Below are 20,718 nucleotides of genomic sequence, written 5' to 3'. Positions count from 1 at the left end.
AAATAATACAACTATGAATATTAATTTCGAATACCATGATGTGGAAGCTAGTGATAGATTAGAAGCATACGCAAAAGAAAAGCTAGAAAAATTATACGATAAATTTCAAATGATAGTAAGAGCAGATGTTTTTTTTAAAACAGAAAACACATCATCTGATAAAACAGGAATGATTTGTAATATTAGAGTAAGTGTTCCTGGGCCTAGAATTTTTGCAGAAGCAAGTCACGATAATTTTATAAGTTCTATTAACGAATCTATAAAAGATTTGGACAAACAATTGACTAAGAAAAAAGAAAAACTATCTACCTACTAAAGATTTTCATCAATAATAATTTGAATAATAACAAAAAGAAGAGAATATAATGAGGAAAGAATTTTTATTACAAAATTTTAATAATATTGATGGCTTACCCTTAAAAAATAGAGTTGTCATGGCTCCTATGACAAGAAGTAGAGCAGATAATGAGGGCAATGTGCCAATCAGCGATTTGCATGGCTTATATTATGAGCAAAGAGCTTCTGCAGGTTTAATTATTACAGAAGGATCACAAGTTTCAAAAGAAGCTGTGGGTTATATAAACACAGCAGGTATTTATAGCAAAGAGCAAGTAGAAGGTTGGAAAAAAGTTACCAAAAGAGTGCATAATGAAGGAGGAAAAATATTTATTCAGCTTTGGCATGTTGGGCGAATTTCGCATCCCGATTTTCATAATGGAGAATTGCCTTTAGCGCCTTCTGCTTTAAATGCAAATCAGACTGTTTATACACCTCAAGGACAAAAAGAAACAGTTACGCCTAAAGAAATGACGAAAGAAGATATTAAAAGAACAATAGCTGATTTTAAAAATGCTGCACAAAATGCTGTGGATGCTGGTTTTGATGGCGTAGAAATCCATTCTTCAAATGGGTATTTATTTCATCAATTTTTTAACAAAACTTCCAACAAACGAACAGATGAATATGGAGGAAGTATCGAAAATAGAGCACGTTTCTTTTTTGAAACTTTAGATGCGATAAAAGAAGTTTTACACGAGCAAAAAATCGGAGCAAGATTCAACCCTTCATTACATGGAATTTTTGGGATGGAAATGGACGAAGAAACGATTCCTACTTTTGAGTATATCATTAAAAAATTGAATGATTACAACTTAGCATACGTTCATTTATCTGAACCTTTCAATGATGTTTCTGATGTAAAATTTGCTGTTCAAAATATTGCAGCACATTTTAGACCTTTATATAATGGAACTTTAATGATCAATGCTGGTTTTGATGAAGCTTCAGGAAATAAAGTAATTGAAGACGGATTTGCAGATTTAGTTGCCTTTGGAAAATTGTATGTGTCAAATCCTGATTTGGTAGAACGTTTTGAAAGAAACCAAGAATTAGCAGATTGGAATCAAGATACATTTTATACAACAGGAGCTAAGGGATATACAGATTATCCAAAACTAGAAGTAAACACAACAGAAAACGCATAAAAACTTAAAAGATGATAAAACCTAGAAATAAAGCACCAGAACTAACCATTGATTTAGTAAACGATACTCAGTGGAATTTGCAAGAACAAAATCCTGAAAATTTTACACTAATTTTATTTTATAGAGGTAAACACTGCCCAGTTTGTAAAAAGCAACTGGAAGAATTACAAACTAAGATTCCAGATTTTACAAAAAGAGGCGTTAATTTAATTGCAATTAGCGCAAATACAGAAGAAATTGCTAAAGAAACGTATAAAGAGTGGGCAATTGAAGGGATTCCAGTTGGTTATGATTTTTCAATAGATGAAGCTCGTAAGTGGGGCTTGTTTATATCTGAAGGGATTAGTGATAAAGAGCCAAAACATTTTACAGAGCCTGGTTTGTTTTTGATTGATAAAAAAGGGAAAATTTATTGGGAGTCAATTCAATCTATGCCCTTTGGAAGACCTGAGTTTAAAGATGTTTTAAACGGAATTGATTACATATTAAAAGAAGATTATCCTGCTAGAGGAGAAGCTTAAAAAATCATAAAATAACCCAAAGTTATTAGTGCTTTGGATTATTTTTTATCTAAACATTATAAAACTTGACATTAAAATTTAAACTTAAAGATTTACCACAACTTTTTATAAAAACAGCTAATAATTGGTTTAACAGCAATCCATTTGAGCTGAGTGCAATTGTTGCCTATTATGCAATATTGTCTTTACCTGCTTTAATTGTAATTATATTAAATTTAGTAGGCAATGTTTGGGGAAGAGAAATTGTGCAAGGAGAATTGTTAGACGAAATTTCTGCTGCAGTTGGTGTGCAAACAGCAGAATCTATAAGAGTAATGATGTTGGATAGGGGAGATGAATCCGTTTCTATTTTTACCACAATTATTGGTTTTATAACCTTAATTTATGGTTCTACAGGAGTTTTTTACCAACTTCAAGCTGCTTTTGATAAAATTTGGAAAATTAAAGAAAGTGAAATTACAAATGGTTTTGTTAAAATGCTTTTAAGTAGATTAAAAAGCTTTGGATTTATTTTAATTATAGGATTTTTGTTATTAATCAGTTTTATTTTTACGTCAATTATAAGTGCGTTTAGTAACAGAATAGAAGCCTTTGTGCCAGCAAGTTTATTTGAGTATGTTTATTTAATTGATTTTACAATTTCTATTTTCTTTATTTATGTACTTTTTGCAACAATGTTTAAATATCTGCCTACAAAGAGTGTTCGTTGGCGAGCAGTTAGAATTGGTGCAGCTTTAACAGCTATTTTATTTGTAATTGGTAAATATTTAATGGCTTGGTATTTTAGTGAAATGGATCCAGGTTCTACTTATGGAGCAGCTGGATCTATCATTTTAATTATGCTTTGGGTTTCTTATTCGAGTTTAATTTTATTTTTTGGAGCGCATTTTACCAAAGTATATTCTGATATGTACCTTATTGAAAACAAAAAATAAATTATTTTAATAATTGCTACTGTGGTTTAAAGTCTTCTCTTTTATCAATTTTTTGGTAATAGGTTTTTAATTTATAGCACTTGTTTTTTGTGATTTATAAGATTCAAAAATAAATTGTTAAAATTTTATTAAAATTTATGGTGTTTTTTTTTAGTTTTTTAAAAAAAAGACTATATTTACTATCTAAATTATATCCCTATGATCCAAACTACCCTATCTGCTGAAGAGCAGTCAGTACTAAATGCTGTAAAAACTGAGCATTTAACAAGTTTCGAAATTTTAAAAAAAGTAGAAAGTATTTCTATGATATTATCTTTGTATAATATTATAGACAAACTTAGTACCAAAGGTGTGCTAAAAAGCTACATGAAACAAGATAGAAAATATCATTATGCTGCTTAAAAGCTAATTTTAAATTTATTTTGTTTTTTATAAAAAGTTGTTTGATTTACATAAAAAAGGTAAATTAAACAACTTTTTTATGCTTTTACTATTTTTAAAGTAGTTGTTTTTTAAATTATTATATAGTTGTAAATTAACGTTTTATGTTTTTTTTTAATAGTTTGTATAATTATTAGTATATTGTACTTCTAAAAATTATACTATGAAAAATAATAATTTAACAGCACAACAACTGTCTGTGTTAGATGTAATTAAAGAAAATCCATTAACAAGTTTTCAAATTTTAAGTAAAGTAGAAAATATCTCTATGATACTATCTTTGTACACAATTATGGATCAACTTAAAAGTAAAGGAGCTATTGAGAGTTACATAAAAGAGAATGTAAAATATCATATTGCCTGCTAATTTGTTGCTTTATTTAAAAGAAAAATGCTTTGAAATTTTATATTTTAAAAATTTCAAAGCATTTTTTTAGTTTTTTGCAGGTCTAATATCTACAGAAACTTTCATAATGCTATTTCCTGAACCATAAATAACACCTTTTAATGGTGGTACATCATAATAATCTCTACCAAATGCAACTGTAATATGTTGGTTTTTTGGAACTTGATTGTTTGTGGGGTCAAAATCTACCCAACCAAAATTGGGAATAAATACAGAAAACCAAGCATGAGAAGCATCTGTTCCTACTAATTTTTCTTTTCCAGGAGGTGGTAAAGTTTCTATATAGCCACTCACGTATCTGGCAGGTAAACCAATTGATCGAATACAAGCAATAGCAATTTGGGCAAAATCTTGGCAAACACCCTTTTTTTCTTTCATTACTTCGTCAATAGGAGTTGCAATTGTACTAAAATGGGCATCAAATTTAAAATCCGTAAAAATACGTTTCATTAATTCTTTCGAAGCTTCAAAAACTGAACGTTCTTTTTTAAAAGAAATTTCTGCATATTCTTTAATGGTAGTCGATATTTTGTTAATGAAGGCAGAATCTAATAAAAACTGTTTCGCATCTATGTTTTCTGGTGAAAACGTACTTAGTTTTTCAAGAGCTTTTTCTAAAGTAATATGTTTATCTCCTTTTAAATTTTCATTTAGTTCTTGAACTTCATAAGAGCGTTCTACTGTACTTTTAGCAGTTACAATAAGTTCTTTATGTTGTTTATCAATAGAAAAATGAGTTACGGCGTTTCCAAAAAAATCTGTATTTTCATTTAAAATACTGGGTTTTGGAGTTATTTCTAATTCGTAGTTCAATAATTTTTGACCAATAAAATCTTTTGGTTTTAAGATGGCTAAATTGTGACAATATGTTACATTATTGTCGTATTTATAACTTGTTGTATGTATAATTGAAAAAATCATTTTAAAGTGTGTAGTTTTGATCAACTAACTGTTTTTGTTCATCAGAATGATTAAAATACATATCTGTTAAAGACATAGAAGTATCATGAATTTTATCACTTAAAGTAGCCAATAAACTTTCTAGATTTTTTCTAGTAACCTCATTTTTATCAACCTTAATTAAACCTGTTGCTTTTGCGTTTTCAATTAAATCGCAAGCTTCTGTAATTGCTTTTTGTACAGATGTTAACAACGCATTTTCGTTCCTTTTTGGTAGTTTAAATACGTCTCTTTTAATTCTGTTTAATTGATATTTTAATGATCTTGAATACGATTTATCTAACAAAATAAGGTTCACTACATTTTCTACATTTAAATAAGATTTAAAACTATATCTATAAATATTTAAACTTTCGTGGCTATTTAATAACGATTCTAAAATTTCATATTCTACATCTTCCTCATAACTAATTGCTAAAAGTGCTCGAGATTTATCAATACACATGGTTGCTAACTCCATTTGTAAACCAATAAAATATAGCAACAATCCTTGATCTACTAAAATGCTTTCTTCAATTAAACCAATAAAGGCAATTAATTTTGTGATAACAGTATCTAATAATTTAATGATCTTTTTTTCATTTTGATGATCTTTTTCTTCAAAATCGCGCCAAATTTTTTGCAACATATCATAAACACGCCACATATCTTTAGACCATAAATTTCTTAACGAATAATAAGAATTGTTAAAAGAAGAAAGTGCGTGCGCTAAACTACCAACTTTGGTTTTATCAAAAAGTACAATAGCAATTTCCTTTAAAGGATCTTTTAATGCGTTTTCTTCGTTTTTACCTGTAAATCCAGGAAAAATAGATGTTAAATGTGTTATTGATTTGTATAAAATGTGTAAACTTTCAGAATCTGAATCTCGTTTATTAAATTCAGAATTGCTCATTTGGTTTAAAACCATTCTAATATACCTTGCAGTAATTAGCGTTCTTGCTAAATATCTACCAGACCAAAATAAATTTTCAGCAGTGTTACTTGGTAAATTTTCAATACCAGTTAAATTGTTAGAAGTTGAGTGATGCCAATGATATCTATGAAGTTTTTTATTGATTTTTTTATGATTATTGGTAACCCAAAAATCTTTGCTTGTGCCTCCTTTTTGATTGGAAACTCTCATGTCTTTTCTTTCTGCTGCAACTCTAACTAAACCTCCAGGCATAATGCTATAAGTTTCATTTTTAGCAATAGCAAAAGTTCTACAAACAACTTTTCTTGGTTCTAAATGTTCTTTGGTAAGATTTGGTGCTGTAGAAAAAGATATTTTTTCTTGTGCCACAAAACGATAGGGTTTTGCTAAAATTTGCTTTTTTAAAGCTGCTATTTCAACATCACTTAAAAATTCACAGAAATAAATATTCTCTCTGTTGGTAATATCAATAGGTTTTACAACAAGATCTTTTATGTTTTCTAAAACATGTTTTCTTTCTTTTTCTTGTCCACACCACCAAGAAGCAATTTGGGGTAACAGTAAATCTTCTTTTAAGAAGTATTTACAAATAGAATTCATAAACGGAATCAGTCCTGGGTTTTCTAAAACACCACTTCCAATAGGATTCATAATCGCTACGTTTTGCTGTCTCACAACATTTAACAAACCAGCAACGCCTAAAAAGGAATCTCCTTTTAATTCTAATGGATCTACATAAGCATCATCTACACGTCTGTAAATAACATCCACTTGAATTAATCCTTTTAAGGTTTTGATCCAAACTTTTTCATCTCTAACAACTAAATCGCTTCCTTTTACTAGCGGATACCCTAAAAAAGAAGATAAATACGCATGTTCAAAATACGTTTCATTATGTGGTCCTGGTGTTAAAATTACAATCGTCGGATTTTCTTTATTATTTACTGCAGCATTTATTAAGAGCTGATTAAAATCCTGAAAAAAACCAAAAGGTTGTTTTACATTAATTTCATTAAAAAAATCAGGTACAACTTCTCTTGTAGAAAATCTATTTTCTAAAGCATACCCAATTCCAGAGGGTGCTTCAGTCCTGTCATTTACAACCCACATTCGTCCATCTGGACCTCTTGCCAAATCTGCAGAATGCATTAACAATTGTTGTGCTGTTTTGTAGTGTATTTGATCACAAGGTCTTAAAAAACCTCGATGAGAAAAGATGATTTCATGAGGAATAATTCCATTTTTTATCAATTCTCTTTTTCCATAAATATCTTTTAGAATCAAGTCTAAAACGTGTGCACGTTGTTGCAAACCTCTTTCTAAAGTTTTCCATTCTTTGTGATCAATCACAAAGGGAATTATATTTAAATTCCAAGGTCTGTTTAACCCTTTGGGATCGTTGTAAACATTATAGGTTACGCCATTTTCTGCCAATAACCAATCTAAATTTTCTTGTCTTTTTGTAATTTCTTTAATACCCAATTTAGAAAAATTCGATAATAATTTTTCCCAAGTAGGGTTTATCTTCATATCAGACTTTAAAACTTCATCATAGTTTTCAAAATCTTTAAAATAATCTTTAAAGAAAGATGTAACTGGTTTTTTTATCAAGACGAATTATTTTTTAAGTCGCAAATCTAAGGTATTTGGATATTCTGGGTTTATAGGAATTTCCTTAAAATTGAATTTTTTAGAACTTTCTTGTTTTTTAATTCCTCTGGTTATTCCTTTATCATTTTCCTGTGCTTCTTTTTCTTGTCTTTCTTTATCTTTTTTAGCTTCCTCTTTCGTTTTAATTTCTCCTTGCGTATGGCCAAAATCCCAAAAACGATTAATTCTTCGAGATTCAGCTTCATTACTATTTACAGGGTAGGTGTCATAAGATCTTCCTCCTGGATGTGCTACAAAATAAGTACAACCACCAATGGAACGTTTGTTCCAATTATCTACAATATCAAAAACTAAAGGTGTATCTTCTTTTATAGTTGGGTGTAAAGCTGAGTATGGATTCCAAGCTTTGTAACGAATTCCTGAAACGTATTCTCCATGCGTTCCTGTACTTTTTAATTGTACTTTTACACCATTACAAGTTAAGGTATATCTTTCTGTATTAAAATCGGATACTTTTACTTGCAGTCTTTCTAAAGAAGAATCTACATATCTTGCAGTACCACCACTTGTCATCTCTTCACCTAAAACATTCCAAGGTTCAATTCCTGCACGTAATTCTAAATGAATATTATTGATATCAACCATACCATATAAAGGAAATCTAAATTCGAAAAAAGGATCAAACCAATCTAATTTAAATTTATAACCTGCTTTATTTAGTTGATTTACAACGTCATTAAGATCTTCTTTTACAAAATGTTCTATTAAGAATTTATCATGTAATTCTGTGCCCCATCTAACTAAATTGTGTTCGTAAGGTTTTTTCCAAAACCAAGAAACCAACGTTCTTACCAATAAGTTTTGTACCAGACTCATTTGTGCATGAGGTGGCATATCAAAACCACGTAATTCTAAAATTCCCAATCTTCCTGTTGATGAATCAGGTGAATATAATTTATCGATACAAAATTCTGCTCTGTGCGTGTTTCCTGTTAAATCTGTTAATAAATGACGAAATAACCTGTCAGTTAACCAAAAAGGAACCTCACCATCTTTTGGAATTTGGCTAAAAGCGATTTCTAACTCGTACAAACTATCATGTCTTGCTTCATCAATTCTTGGAGCTTGACTTGTTGGACCAATAAAAGAGCCCGAAAATAAATACGATAATCCTGGATGATGTTGCCAAAAAGTTAACAAACTTCGTAACAAACTTGGTTTACGCAAAAGCGGACTATCTTTTGGCGAAACTCCACCTAAAGTTACATGATTTCCACCTCCAGTTCCAGTATGTTTGCCATCCAACATAAATTTTTCTGTACCTAATCTCGATTTTTTTGCTTCTTCGTAAATTGTAAAAGTGGTGTTTTTAAGTTGATTCCAATCTAAAGAAGGATGCACATTTACTTCAATAACTCCTGGATCTGGAGTAATTTTCATGGACTCTATTCTGTTATCATGTGGAATTCCATAACCTTCTAAAATTACAGGAATGTTTAATTCTTTAGCAGTGGCTTCTATGGATGCTAATAAATCTAGATAAAATTCAGCATTGTCTAAAGGTGGTAAAAATAAATGTAATTTATCCTCTCTAATTTCAGAGCAAATAGCTGTTCTCACAAAATAGTTAGGCATATTTGTTGGCACACCATTTTGTTGAAAATCGTCATATCTTTTAGACGCTACTTGTCTAAAACTTGGTAATCTTTTCTTTTTAGAAAATAAATCAGGCTCGTAAATGGGGAACATTTCGTGTTCTGGTTTTTGCTCTAAAGAATTTAAAGGCAAACGCAAACCAACAGGCGAATTCCCTGGTGTTAAATAAATATGTTTTCTTCTAAAAGTCCACTCACTACTAAACCATTTATTTTCAGTTTTGTTTAAAGGTAAAACATAACCTACAGATTTTGAAGTTCCTTTTTCTAGTATTTCTGCAATCTTTTTCTCAGCCAAAGTACTGTCTTTATCTTCGGCTGGATTATAATCAATTGGTAAGTTTCCTTTTTCATACATCATTAAAAATGCATCTTCATAAGTAGGCATAATATGCTTTGAAGAAACACCTAAATAACTCGTTAATTTTTCTAAAAATAAAACATCAGCATTGTCAGGAATTTTAGTTTTAGGTCCTAAAGCAGCTAATAAATCATGGTTGAACCATATTTTTCTGCCATCTTTTCTCCAAACTAGTTCAATAGACCATCTTGGAAGAGGTTCTCCTGGATACCATTTTCCTTGTGCATGATGTAAAAATCCACCTTCAGAAAACTTATCTAAAAATCGTTTGGATAAATCTGCTGCTAATGTTCTTTTGTGTGTTCCATCTGCATCTGTGTTCCATTCTGCACCTTCCATATCATCCACAGAAACAAACGTAGGTTCTCCACCCATTGTTAAACGAACATCATTTTTTTGCAGCTCTTTTTCAACTTTATTCCCTAATTTATCAATGGCTTTCCATTGTTCTTGTGTGTATGGTTTTGTAACTCTTGGCGATTCTAAAATTCGGGTTACAGAATTTTCAAATTCAAATTCAGTTTCACAAACATCAGACAAACCAAAAACAGGAGCAGCACTTTCAAAAGTTGGAGTACAAGCTAAAGGAATATGACCTTCTCCAGCTAATAAACCAGAAGTTGCGTCAAAACCAATCCAACCAGCACCTGGCAAATACACTTCTGCCCAAGCATGTAAATCTGTAAAATCTTCAGCAGGACCAGAAGGACCATCTAAAGACTGTTCATCGGATTTTAATTGTACTAAATAGCCAGAAACAAAACGTGCACCAAAACCTAAATGACGCAAAGCTTGCACAAAAAGCCAAGCATAATCTCTACAAGAACCATTTTTTTGACTCAAAGTTTGTTCACAACTCTGTACACCAGGTTCCATTCTGATGTTATAGCTTAAATATTCGTATATTTTTCTATTGATATCAATCAAGAAATAAATAGTTTTTCTTGGAGTCATATCTAAAGACGCTACAAAATCTTTTAATAAAGGACCTTTTTCAGTAACTTCTAAATAAGGTAGTAGTTCTTTTTTTGTGTTTTCAGAATAGGTAAAAGGAAATTCTTCTGCAGATTCTTCTACGAAAAAATCAAACGGATTAATAGTTTTTAAATCTGCAATTATTTCTACATCAATGGAAAGTTCTGTTGTTTTATCAGGAAAAACCACTCTTGCTAAATAATTTCCAAAAGGATCCTGTTGCCAGTTAAAAAAATGATTTTCTGGCTTTATTTTTAATGAATAAGATTCTATTGGAGTTCTACTATGAGGTGCAGGTCTTAACCTAAAGATATGTGGAGAAAGCTTTACAGCACGATCGTATTTATATTTAGTTTTGTGTGATATTACAATTTTTAATGCCATAAATGCGTCTTTTAGTAATTTGGTTTTAAGCTTCTGTTAAAATAATGAAGCAAATACAATTTAACACACAAATATCATAAAATAAATTCGACTAATTGCTTATTATTGAATTTTTAATAAAAATTTAGTTTTTGTGTATTAAATTTAGTTTTTTTAGCGATTTGATGTAAATTATTTAATTTAATTCAGTAATTTAGACTAATATTTATAATTTATTTTATTAAATTTACAAAAAAGTACACAATTTGAAAGCACCAACTAGTTTACCAATTTTTTCATCCTACAAATATGATTCTAATTTTTATGATGAAATTTTTACAGATAATAATGAAGTAAGAGAAGTGTATGAAACACTTTTCAACTTATTTAGTGAGTATTCTGTGAACGATTTTGCAAATCTTAACGACAAAGCAAAAGATGCGTTTTTTAATCAAGGAATTACATTTCAAGTATATGGAGATAAAGAAACCAAAGAAAAGATTTTTCCTTTTGATTTGTTTCCAAGAATAATTGGATATGAAGAATGGCAAAAAATCGAAAAAGGCGCTTTACAAAGAAGTAAAGCTTTAAATCTTTTTTTATGGGATTTATATCATGATCAAAAAATAATCAAAGATAAAATTGTCCCTATAGATTTGATCGATTCTTCTGTTAATTTTTTAAAACAGATGAAAGGTTTTAATCCTCCTGGAGGAATTTACAATCATGTTTCTGGAACAGATTTGATAAAACATTCGGATGGGAATCATTATGTTTTAGAAGATAATATTCGCTGTCCTTCTGGTGTAAGTTATGTTGTTGGGAATAGGGCAGCCTTAAAAAGAACTTTATTTGGGGTTTTTAATCATTACCAATCTTATAATGTTTCTGATTATGGACAAAATTTGCTTGAAATTATAGAGTCTGTAAAACCAAAAGGAGTAGACATTCCTAAATGCGTGGTCTTAACACCAGGTGTTTATAATTCAGCATATTATGAGCATTCTTTTTTAGCTAAACAAATGGGAGTGGAATTGGTTGAGGGTAGAGATTTGTTTATAGAAAATGATTTTGTGTACATGAAAACCATTAAAGGTTTGGTTAGAGTAGATGTAATTTATAGAAGAGTAGATGATTTATTTATAGATCCTTTAGAATTTAATAAAGATTCCTTATTAGGTGTGCCAGGATTGTTTAAATGCTATATGAAAGGTAAAGTTTGCTTGGTAAATGCACCAGGAACTGGGGTTGCAGATGATAAGGCAATTTATACGTATATGCCACAAATAATAAAATATTATTTAGATGAAGAACCCATTTTAAATAACGTACATACGTATCATTGTAGCAGACCAGATGAATTAAAATATGTCTTAGAAAATGTAGATAAATTGGTGGTAAAACCCGTTGATGAATCTGGTGGATATGGAATTTCAATCGGAAATAAATTAACGAAAGAAGAAATAGAAAAAGTAAAAGAAACCATAAAAGCAAGCCCAAGAAAGTATATTGCACAGCCAATTATGTCGCTTTCTACTCACGCCACATATATAGAAGATGAAAATTCTTTTGAACCAAGACATGTAGATTTAAGAACGTTTACATTATTAGGTAAGGACAAAGATTTTGTGTTAAAAGGTGGTTTGACAAGAGTTGCATTAAAAAGAGGAAATTTAGTAGTAAATTCATCCCAAGGTGGTGGGTCTAAAGATACTTGGGTATTAAAAAAATAAAACAAATTTATGTTAGCAAGAGTAGCCAATAATTTATTTTGGATGGGACGTTATTTAGAACGTTCAGAACATATAGCAAGATATATGAATGTAAATTATTTTTCTTCATTAGATGCTCCAAACGAGTTATCTCAATCAAGACAATTTGTTTTACGATCAATGCTTTTTGTTGCTGATGAAGAGGAATTAAAAGACGTTAAAGAATTAGATGAACAAAAAGTTCTATATGACATTGGATTAAATCCGGATAAACAATTCTCAATTTTGTCATCAATTCAAAATGCACAGCAAAATGCAAATGGTGCAAGAGATTTAATTTCATCAGAATTGTACGAATCCATAAACACGTTAAATAGAGTTGTAAAAAATTATAGTAAAGATGTTTTTGTAAAAAATGGTTTATTTGATTTTACAACAATGGTAACTGCAAATATAGCCTCTTTAAGAACCAAAATAAGAGGAACATTACTACATGATGAAGTGTACGCTATTATTATGTTAGGCATTTATATAGAAAGAGCAAACCAAGTAATTCGTATTATAAACTCTAAATATAATGATGCATTAGTAGAAAAAGTAAATTCAGATATTTCTGTAAATAACAGTTATGAATGGACTACCTTATTAAAATGTGTAGAAAGTTATGACATGATGCGTAGATTTTATAGAAAAGTGCCAACAAGCCATACTGTTTTAGATTTTTTAATTCTAAATCCTACTTGTCCACGTTCTATTATGAACTCTTTAAATAGTATTCATTATTATATTGGATATTTATCAAAAGAAGAGATTCCACACAAAGATTCTGCAGCATTTTTAATCGGGAAATTGAAATATGATCATCAATATAAAACTATTGAAGATGTGCAAGGAGATTTAAAGGTTTGTATAGAAAAATTAGTTGAAGATTTGTCTTTAGTTGGTGAAAAAATGGATAAAGATTATTTTAGTCTCTATTAACTAAAAATATTTAAACGTACAAAAATCCACAGAAATTATTTTTTTGTGGATTTTTTTTATGCTGAAACGACTCTAAAAGTTTGAAGAAAAAAAGGCAACTGTTTTAAACAGTTGCCTTTAAAAATTATACGAAATATAATTTTATAATACAGGTAACAATACTTGGTCAATTACGTGTACAATACCATTTGTAGTTTGCACATCTGGAATTACCATGTTTGCAGGAGTTGCATTTCCTGAACCACTAACAGTTAAAACACCATTGTTATAAGCTCCTAATTGAATGTTATCATCTCCTAAAGCATTATAAGAACCTGCATTTAATTCAGAAGTAAAGCTATCTTTACTTGTATCTGCAAATACGTGATTCAATAAAACCGCAGTTAATAAATCTTTATCAATCATCCTAACATCAGAAGGCTCATCAAAAGTTAATCCTAAAGCTGCACCTAGGTCAATAAAAGCTTGATCATTTGGCGCAAATACTGTAAATTTTGCAGCAGGATTGCTCAAAGCATCTGCTAAACCAGCAAAAACTACAGCTTCTACTAAATAACTTAATTCTGGGGTTTTAAATACTGAAGCTGTTTGTAGTGCAATTGCAGATTCTACAACATTACCTCCAGTTGCAATCATCACTTTATCAATTACATGTACAGTTCCATTTTCTGCAGTAATATCTGTAGCAATAATTTTAGATCCGTTGATAAAAAGTGATCCATCTCTACTTACAAATCTTCTAGTTAATCCACCTAAAGCAGATGCAGAAGTTCCATTTGCAGTAATTGCTGAACTAGTTAAATTTCCGTTAGAAACATGGTATAATAAAGTATTTGTTAAAAAAGGAGTTTGTAAAACACCTAACGTAGATTCGTTTAAACCTAAACGTGCAAAAGCACTATTGTTTGGTGCAAATACTGTGTAATCTCCTGATGCATCATTAGGATTACTATTACTTAAAACTCCTGCAACTCCACCATTAATAGCTGCTGCTTCTAGCGTAGAAAACGCGTCATTTGATACAGCAATATTTGCTATTGATGGTAATTCATCTTCATAAGAAGAGGTTGTTTCGCAAGAAGTTGCAGTTAAAAGTACACTTGAAAAAGCAAGTGCAATACCGAATTTTTTATATATATTTTTCATGATTATTTGTTTTAGTTTAATGTTTGATTAAAATGAGAAAGAAAGTCCACTATAGGCTCCTGTAGAATCTCCTAAATTTCGTCCTGATATGTAGGTGTTTATTCCTGCTGTTAAACCAAATCCTTTAACAACTGGTACAAACATATTAGCGCCAATTCTTGTGTAATTTACACGAGTTGCAGGGAAAAATCCAGTAAAACCTTCACCTAAAATGTCTACTCCATCAGATCCAGATAATTGGTTTGCAATATAAATATCACCATAAATTACTGAGGCTGCATACCCTATTTTTAACTGACTAATAAGAGCGTTTGGTACTTCATTGCTTCGTAAGCTGTAGCCCACTTGACCAATAGCAAAAACTCCTGAGTTGTGTTTGTAATTAGCAATTGCAAGTCCAGTAATATCTGTTGAGCGATTACCAATAGCAATAATAGATTGTAAACCTTCATCTACATTATAGTTTCCTAAAGGCGTTTCAACACCTAAAGCACCAATAATGTCTAAGTTACCACTCATAACTTCGTACGATTTAATTTTGTACTTAGCATAAATGCTTACATCTTGAAATCCACTTCTTTCATTTTCAAAGCCATTGTTTGCTAAAGTAGCAGGAGTTGCTTCACCTGTTGTTTGTATATAAGGTAAACTTACTACAAAATTTAAACGGTCAGAAAAACCGTATTCTGCATACAATGAAACACTTTTTGTAGTTACCTCATTAAATACAGGAACTGAATTTACTTTGTTTGGTACTAAAAAAACATCATTATAATCTTCTCTAGATTGTGTAACTGTTATACTACCTTCCCCTTTTGCTTTCATGAATCCACTTATAGGACTTTGAGCTGCCATTGTTAAAGGAAGCATAAAAAGCATTCCTCCAAGTAATTTTAAATTGATTTTCATAATTTTAATTTGATTTTAGTTAATAATTATTGTTTTCAAAAATATATACGAGAAATCTTAAGGGTTGGTTTTATTAAAATGATATTAAAAGCAAAAAAAAGTTGTTTGTATGCTATAAATACTACAAGTAAGTATGAAGATGAAAAATTAAAACACTAAAAATCAGTTAGTTGAATGTTTGTTTGTTGCTAAAAGTTTTTTTTATAATATTTAAATTTATTTTTTAAAAAACTTTTTTAAAATGAATTTTAGTGGTTTCATTGTTAAAATTCGAAACCACACATTAAAATTTATGATACATTAATAGGAATAGATTGATACATTTTCAATTTTTCAAGGAATCATTCCTTCAGAATTTTGTAAGTGAAAAGTAAACGAAAGGCTTATAGAAAAGTAATTTTACTTATTAAGAGGTGTTTTATTTAAAATTTAGTCCAAAAAAAAGAGTACTAATTATAAAAATTAGTACTCTAAAATTATTAAATAAAGTTTCCCCCAAAACTATATATAATTAATTATTGTAAATTTAACATATTATTATGAATTAAATTGTAAATAATCGTAAAATTAATTATTTTAAATATTTTTTTAGCAAAGGATACTCCATTTTAAAGTAATTTCTTGGGTTTTGGCTCAAGAATAGTTTAAAATCTTTAAAAAAATGAGACTTATCATAATAATTATACATAACAATTAAATCATTCATATCTATTTTTTTACTTTCATACTTTCTCATTAATTCAGAAAAACGAATCATTCTTATATATTTACCTGGAGTTAACCCTATTATTTTTTTAAATTTTGTTTCTAATGATTTTTGACTAAAAGGTACTAAGTTTAACAAATCGCTAATTTGAAGCATCCCTTGTTTTTCAAAAATATAATCGATTGCTTTATCAATTTGGATAACATCACTATCTATAAAAGGATTTATGTTATCTAAAAAACTTGTAATTTTACTGGCGAAAGCTTTTTCATCATTCTTAGTTTTCAAAAATATTTTAGAGAAAGAACAATCTAGATCTTTATTAATTTCTTTTAAAGGTGTGTGTTTGTTTGTGAATTTTGAAATATCAGTATTAAAAATTTTATAAAGTGCTGTAGGATGCAGTTCTATACCATAGGTTAAACCACTCTTGTTTACAAAATAATTATAAGCTCCATAACATTGTCCAGTTATTATAAGTCCTTTTAGTTTTATTTCTTTATCACCTAAAAAGGAAGTTTGCCCATCGTTAAACAAATAGGCAAAAGACGTAAAACCAACAGGTATTATTATAGTACTAAAAGGAGTATCATCATTTACAAATGAAAGTTTAAATAAATTTTTTACGAATCCATTTTTATCTTGTGTAGCAATGTAGTTGAATTCCATAATTTATTTCTAATCAGCAATTAATTGAATCTTAAAAATAGATAAAAGAATCCTACAATACTAAAATTATGTTAAAATAATTATGATAATCAATAAATTTCTCGTAAAACTTAGTGTTTAAGTTTTAAGAATTCTTAGCATCAATCCAATTTTTTGCATTTACAAAAGCTTCTAACCAAGGTGTAACTTCGTCTTTTCTGTTTGCAGGATAATTTGCCCAATTCCATTGAAAAGTAGAACGCTCTATATGTGGCATAGTCACTAAATGTCTACCAGTTTTATCACACAGCATTGCTGTGTTAAAATCAGAGCCATTTGGGTTATTTGGATAACCTTCATAACTATATTTTGCAACAACATTATAGTTTTCTTCAGCTTCTGGTAAATTGAATTTTCCTTCTCCATGACTAATCCAAACCCCTAATTCAGTTCCAGCTAAACTAGATAACATTACAGAATTATTTTCTTGAATTTTTACAGAAGTAAAAGAACTTTCGTGTTTTTTAGAATCATTATGAACTAATTTCCCATGAACTTTGTGTTCTGGATTTATCAAATCTAATTCCATCCATAATTGCGCTCCATTACAAATACCAACAGATAAAGTATCGTCTCTTTTAAAGAAGTTTTTTAAGGCTTTATTGGCTTTTGCATTGTATAGAAATGCACCTGCCCAACCTTTTGCAGAACCTAAAACATCAGAATTAGAAAAACCACCAACAGCACCAATAAATTGAATATCTTCTAATGTTTCACGCCCAGAAATTAAATCGGTCATGTGCACATCTTTTACATCAAAACCAGCTAAATACATTGCATTTGCCATTTCACGTTCTGAGTTAGAACCTTTTTCTCTAAGAATGGCTGCCTTTGGACGAGATTTCTCGACTGCGTTCGAAATGACAGGAAGTTTTCCTGTAAAATTTTCTGGAAATTTATAGGTTAAAGGTTGATTTTTATAATTATCAAACCTGTTTTTAGCCAAATCGTTTGCAGTTTGCTTATCATCTAATAAATAAGAAGTTTTGTACCAAACATCTCTCATTTTAGCAACCTCAAAAGAAAAACTTTCTTGGTTATTTTTGATATTTACTTTTCCTGAATTATTAGCAGTTCCAATATTGAAAAATTCAATATTATTTACTGATAAAATTGTTTCTACAGAAGCATCCGCTTGAAAAACAATTCCTGAATTTTCTGAGAATAAAACTTTAATTGAATCTTCTTCGTTTAAAGCTGAAATATCAAAATTAGCTCCTAAATTTACATCAGCAAAACACATTTCTAAAAGAGTTGTAATCAAACCACCAGAAGCTACATCATGCCCAGCAGAAATTTTATCATCTTTAATTAAATTCTGAATTGTATTAAATGTGTTCTTTACAAAAGCAGCGTTTTTAACATCTGGAGCTTCATTACCAATCGTATTTAAAACTTGATGGAAAGAACTTCCTCCTAATTTAAATTCGTCTTGAGAAATATTAATATAATAGATATTGCCTCCATCAACGTGTAAAACCGGCTCAACAACTTTACTAATTGCGTTACAGTTTCCTGCAGCAGAAATAATAACAGTTCCTGGAGCAATAACTTCACCATCTGCATATTTTTGTTTCATTGATAAAGAATCTTTACCAGTTGGAACATTAATTCCTAAAGCAATCGAAAATTCTGAAACTGCTTTTACAGCTTTGTATAAACGAGCGTCTTCACCTTCATTTTTACAAGGCCACATCCAATTTGCAGATAATGAAACTGAATCTAAATTATCTTTTAAAGGTGCCCAAATCATGTTGGTTAAAGATTCTGTAATGGCATTTCTACTTCCAGCAGCTGCATCAATTAAACCAGAAATAGGGGAGTGCCCAATTGAAGTTGCAACGCCTTCTTTACCATTGTAATCTAAAGCCATTACTCCAACATTATTCAATGGAATTTGCAATGGTCCAACACATTGTTGTTTGGCAACTTTACCACCCACACATCTATCAACTTTGTTTGTTAACCAATCTTTACAAGCAACAGCTTCTAACTGTAAAACTTGCTCTAAATAGACTTGTAAATTCTTTATTTTATATCTTGAATTTTTATAATTTCTGATGACAGTTTTATCTGTCATTATTGTTTTTGGGGAGGAACCAAACATATCTTCCAAAGCTAAATCCATAGGTTTTTCTCCTGTAGATTTTGATTCAAAAGTAAATCTGTTATCATTAGTAACTTCGCCAACATCGTAAATAGGAGAGCGTTCTCTATTTGCAATTTTGTGTAATGTTTCTAGATGTTTTTCAGCAATTACCAATCCCATTCTTTCTTGAGATTCATTTCCAATAATTTCTTTGGCAGATAAAGTTGGGTCACCAACTGGTAATTTGTCTAAATCGATTTTTCCACCTGTATCTTCTACCAATTCTGATAAACAATTTAAATGACCTCCAGCTCCATGATCATGAATAGAAACAAGAAAATTCTCATCACTTTCTACCATTCCACGAACTGCATTTGCAGCACGTTTTTGCATTTCTGGGTTTGATCTTTGCACAGCATTTAATTCAATTCCTGACGCAAATTCTCCTGTATCTGCAGATGAAACTGCAGCTCCACCCATTCCAATTCTGTAGTTTTCACCACCAAGAATTACAATTTTATCGCCTTTTTTTGGAGTATCTTTTAAAGCTTGATCTGCTTTTCCATAACCAATTCCTCCAGCTTGCATAATTACTTTATCGAACCCTAATTTTCTTGCAGGAGCATCACTTACAGAAGAATTTTCTTCGTGCTCAAAAGTTAAAACAGAACCTGTAATTAAAGGTTGTCCAAATTTGTTTCCAAAATCGGAAGCTCCATTTGAGGCTTTTATCAAAATATCCATTGGAGTTTGGTACAACCAATCTCTTGCTTCAAATTTATGTTCCCAATATCTATTTTGTTCTAATCTTGAATACGATGTCATGTACACAGCTGTTCCTGCTAAAGGTAAAGAACCTTTTCCTCCAGCCAATCTGTCTCTAATTTCTCCTCCAGAACCAGTTGCAGCTCCATTAAAAGGCTCAACTGTTGTAGGAAAATTGTGTGTTTCTGCTTTTAAAGAAATTACAGATTCAAATTCTTTTGTTTGATAAAAATCGGGTTTGTCTGCTGTTTTTGGAGCAAACTGTTCCACTTTTGGACCTTTTATAAAAGCCACATTATCTTTATAGGCAGAAACGATATCGTTTGGAAATTGTTTTGAAGTTTCTTTGATCAACTTAAATAATGATGTTGGCATTTCTTCGCCATCAATTACAAAAGTTCCATTAAATATTTTGTGTCTGCAGTGTTCTGAGTTTACTTGGCTAAATCCAAAAACTTCAGAATCTGTTAATTTTCTTCCAATTTTAGTTGCTACACTTTCTAGATACTCAACCTCTTCATCACTTAAAGACAACCCTTCTTGGTTATTATAAGCAGCAATATCATCAATATTTAAAACAGCTTCTGGTTTTATGTTGATATCAAATGAATCTTGATGCAAACCTTTATACATTTCAGAAATCATTGGGTCAAAATCTGTAAAATCTTCAGAGACAGCTTTAAATTCTTCAATTCTAATGATGTCTTTGATCCCCATGTTTTGTGTAATTTCTACAGCATTTGTACTCCAAGGAGTAATCATTGCAGCTCTTGGTCCAACAAAATTGGCATCAATAGATAGTTCTTCTATTTTTGGTTGATTGGCAAATAACCAAGTTAATTTATCAATGGTAGTTTTTGCTAGTTTCTTAGTGGTTTGAACTGCAAATATTTTACTTTTTAAATCTCCGAAAAAATGAATCATTATCGTGTTTTTGGTATAATGTTGAAAAATGCAAATTTACTTTTTTTCAATTGAATACTAATAATTAATTTCTTTGAAGTTATGGAGTTATTTAATTGTTTATCAACCAAAAAAAAAGACCATCTATTAAGACAGCCTTTTTCAAAATAT

15 protein-coding genes are annotated in these 20,718 nt (G+C 30.0%); 8 read left to right on the top strand and 7 right to left on the bottom strand.

Annotated features, from left to right (window positions below; translation table 11 throughout):
- The first annotated feature begins 13 nt into the window (after nt 1–13).
- The 6 genes from raiA (at nt 14) to P161_RS0116695 (ending at nt 3,748) form a co-directional block, all read left to right on the top strand.
- Nucleotides 14–316, top strand: coding sequence for a ribosome-associated translation inhibitor RaiA (raiA, locus tag P161_RS0116720; RefSeq protein WP_026778039.1), 303 nt, complete (start codon nt 14–16; stop codon nt 314–316).
- Between the two features lie 49 nt (nt 317–365).
- Nucleotides 366–1,484 (top strand): alkene reductase, encoded by a 1,119-nt coding sequence (locus P161_RS0116715; RefSeq protein WP_026778038.1) that lies wholly within the window; start codon nt 366–368, stop codon nt 1,482–1,484.
- 11 nt (nt 1,485–1,495) lie between these two features.
- Entirely contained in the window at nt 1,496–2,005 is a 510-nt protein-coding gene (locus P161_RS0116710; protein WP_026778037.1) for a peroxiredoxin-like family protein, read from the top strand.
- Nucleotides 2,006–2,070: 65 nt separating this feature from the next.
- Nucleotides 2,071–2,940, top strand: a complete 870-nt coding sequence (locus tag P161_RS0116705) for a YihY/virulence factor BrkB family protein (RefSeq protein ID WP_026778036.1) — start codon at nt 2,071–2,073, stop codon at nt 2,938–2,940.
- Between the two features lie 198 nt (nt 2,941–3,138).
- Nucleotides 3,139–3,342, top strand: a complete 204-nt coding sequence (locus tag P161_RS0116700; RefSeq protein ID WP_026778035.1) for a hypothetical protein — start codon at nt 3,139–3,141, stop codon at nt 3,340–3,342.
- 202 nt (nt 3,343–3,544) lie between these two features.
- Nucleotides 3,545–3,748: a hypothetical protein gene (locus P161_RS0116695; protein WP_026778034.1), complete on the top strand. Its 204-nt coding sequence runs from the start codon at nt 3,545–3,547 to the stop codon at nt 3,746–3,748.
- Between the two features lie 66 nt (nt 3,749–3,814).
- Here P161_RS0116695 and P161_RS0116690 read toward each other — a convergent pair whose 3' ends face one another.
- From P161_RS0116690 to P161_RS0116680, 3 genes are read right to left on the bottom strand one after another with little or no spacing between them, the layout of a single operon-like run.
- Complete coding sequence (locus P161_RS0116690; RefSeq protein WP_026778033.1) at nt 3,815–4,708, bottom strand: transglutaminase family protein; 894 nt, start codon at nt 4,706–4,708, stop codon at nt 3,815–3,817.
- Nucleotide 4,709: 1 nt separating this feature from the next.
- Complete coding sequence (locus P161_RS0116685; protein ID WP_231494757.1) at nt 4,710–7,274, bottom strand: circularly permuted type 2 ATP-grasp protein; 2,565 nt, start codon at nt 7,272–7,274, stop codon at nt 4,710–4,712.
- 6 nt (nt 7,275–7,280) lie between these two features.
- Nucleotides 7,281–10,649, bottom strand: coding sequence for a DUF2126 domain-containing protein (locus P161_RS0116680; RefSeq protein WP_026778031.1), 3,369 nt, complete (start codon nt 10,647–10,649; stop codon nt 7,281–7,283).
- A gap of 245 nt (nt 10,650–10,894) precedes the next feature.
- Here P161_RS0116680 and P161_RS0116675 point away from each other — a divergent pair, with 245 nt between their 5' ends.
- On the top strand, nt 10,895–12,361 hold the full coding sequence (locus tag P161_RS0116675) for a circularly permuted type 2 ATP-grasp protein (RefSeq protein WP_026778030.1): 1,467 nt from the start codon (nt 10,895–10,897) through the stop codon (nt 12,359–12,361).
- 9 nt (nt 12,362–12,370) lie between these two features.
- Nucleotides 12,371–13,321: an alpha-E domain-containing protein gene (locus P161_RS0116670; RefSeq protein WP_026778029.1), complete on the top strand. Its 951-nt coding sequence runs from the start codon at nt 12,371–12,373 to the stop codon at nt 13,319–13,321.
- Nucleotides 13,322–13,462: 141 nt separating this feature from the next.
- Here the strand turns inward: P161_RS0116670 and P161_RS0116665 are convergent, their stop codons facing one another.
- From P161_RS0116665 to purL, 4 genes are all read right to left on the bottom strand, one after another.
- Nucleotides 13,463–14,467, bottom strand: coding sequence for a fasciclin domain-containing protein (locus P161_RS0116665; protein WP_026778028.1), 1,005 nt, complete (start codon nt 14,465–14,467; stop codon nt 13,463–13,465).
- 27 nt (nt 14,468–14,494) lie between these two features.
- Complete coding sequence (locus P161_RS0116660; protein WP_051605789.1) at nt 14,495–15,376, bottom strand: hypothetical protein; 882 nt, start codon at nt 15,374–15,376, stop codon at nt 14,495–14,497.
- A 571-nt stretch (nt 15,377–15,947) separates the two neighbouring features.
- Nucleotides 15,948–16,751 (bottom strand): AraC family transcriptional regulator, encoded by an 804-nt coding sequence (locus P161_RS0116655; RefSeq protein ID WP_026778026.1) that lies wholly within the window; start codon nt 16,749–16,751, stop codon nt 15,948–15,950.
- Between the two features lie 124 nt (nt 16,752–16,875).
- Nucleotides 16,876–20,568, bottom strand: coding sequence for a phosphoribosylformylglycinamidine synthase (gene purL / locus P161_RS0116650; protein WP_026778025.1), 3,693 nt, complete (start codon nt 20,566–20,568; stop codon nt 16,876–16,878).
- Nucleotides 20,569–20,718 lie beyond the last annotated feature (150 nt).

The sequence above is a fragment of the Polaribacter sp. Hel_I_88 genome, assembly GCF_000687935.1.
Taxonomy (GTDB): domain Bacteria; phylum Bacteroidota; class Bacteroidia; order Flavobacteriales; family Flavobacteriaceae; genus Polaribacter.
The sequence above is the reverse complement of the archived record's forward strand: the minus strand, read 5'-3'. Positions and strand labels throughout refer to the sequence as shown.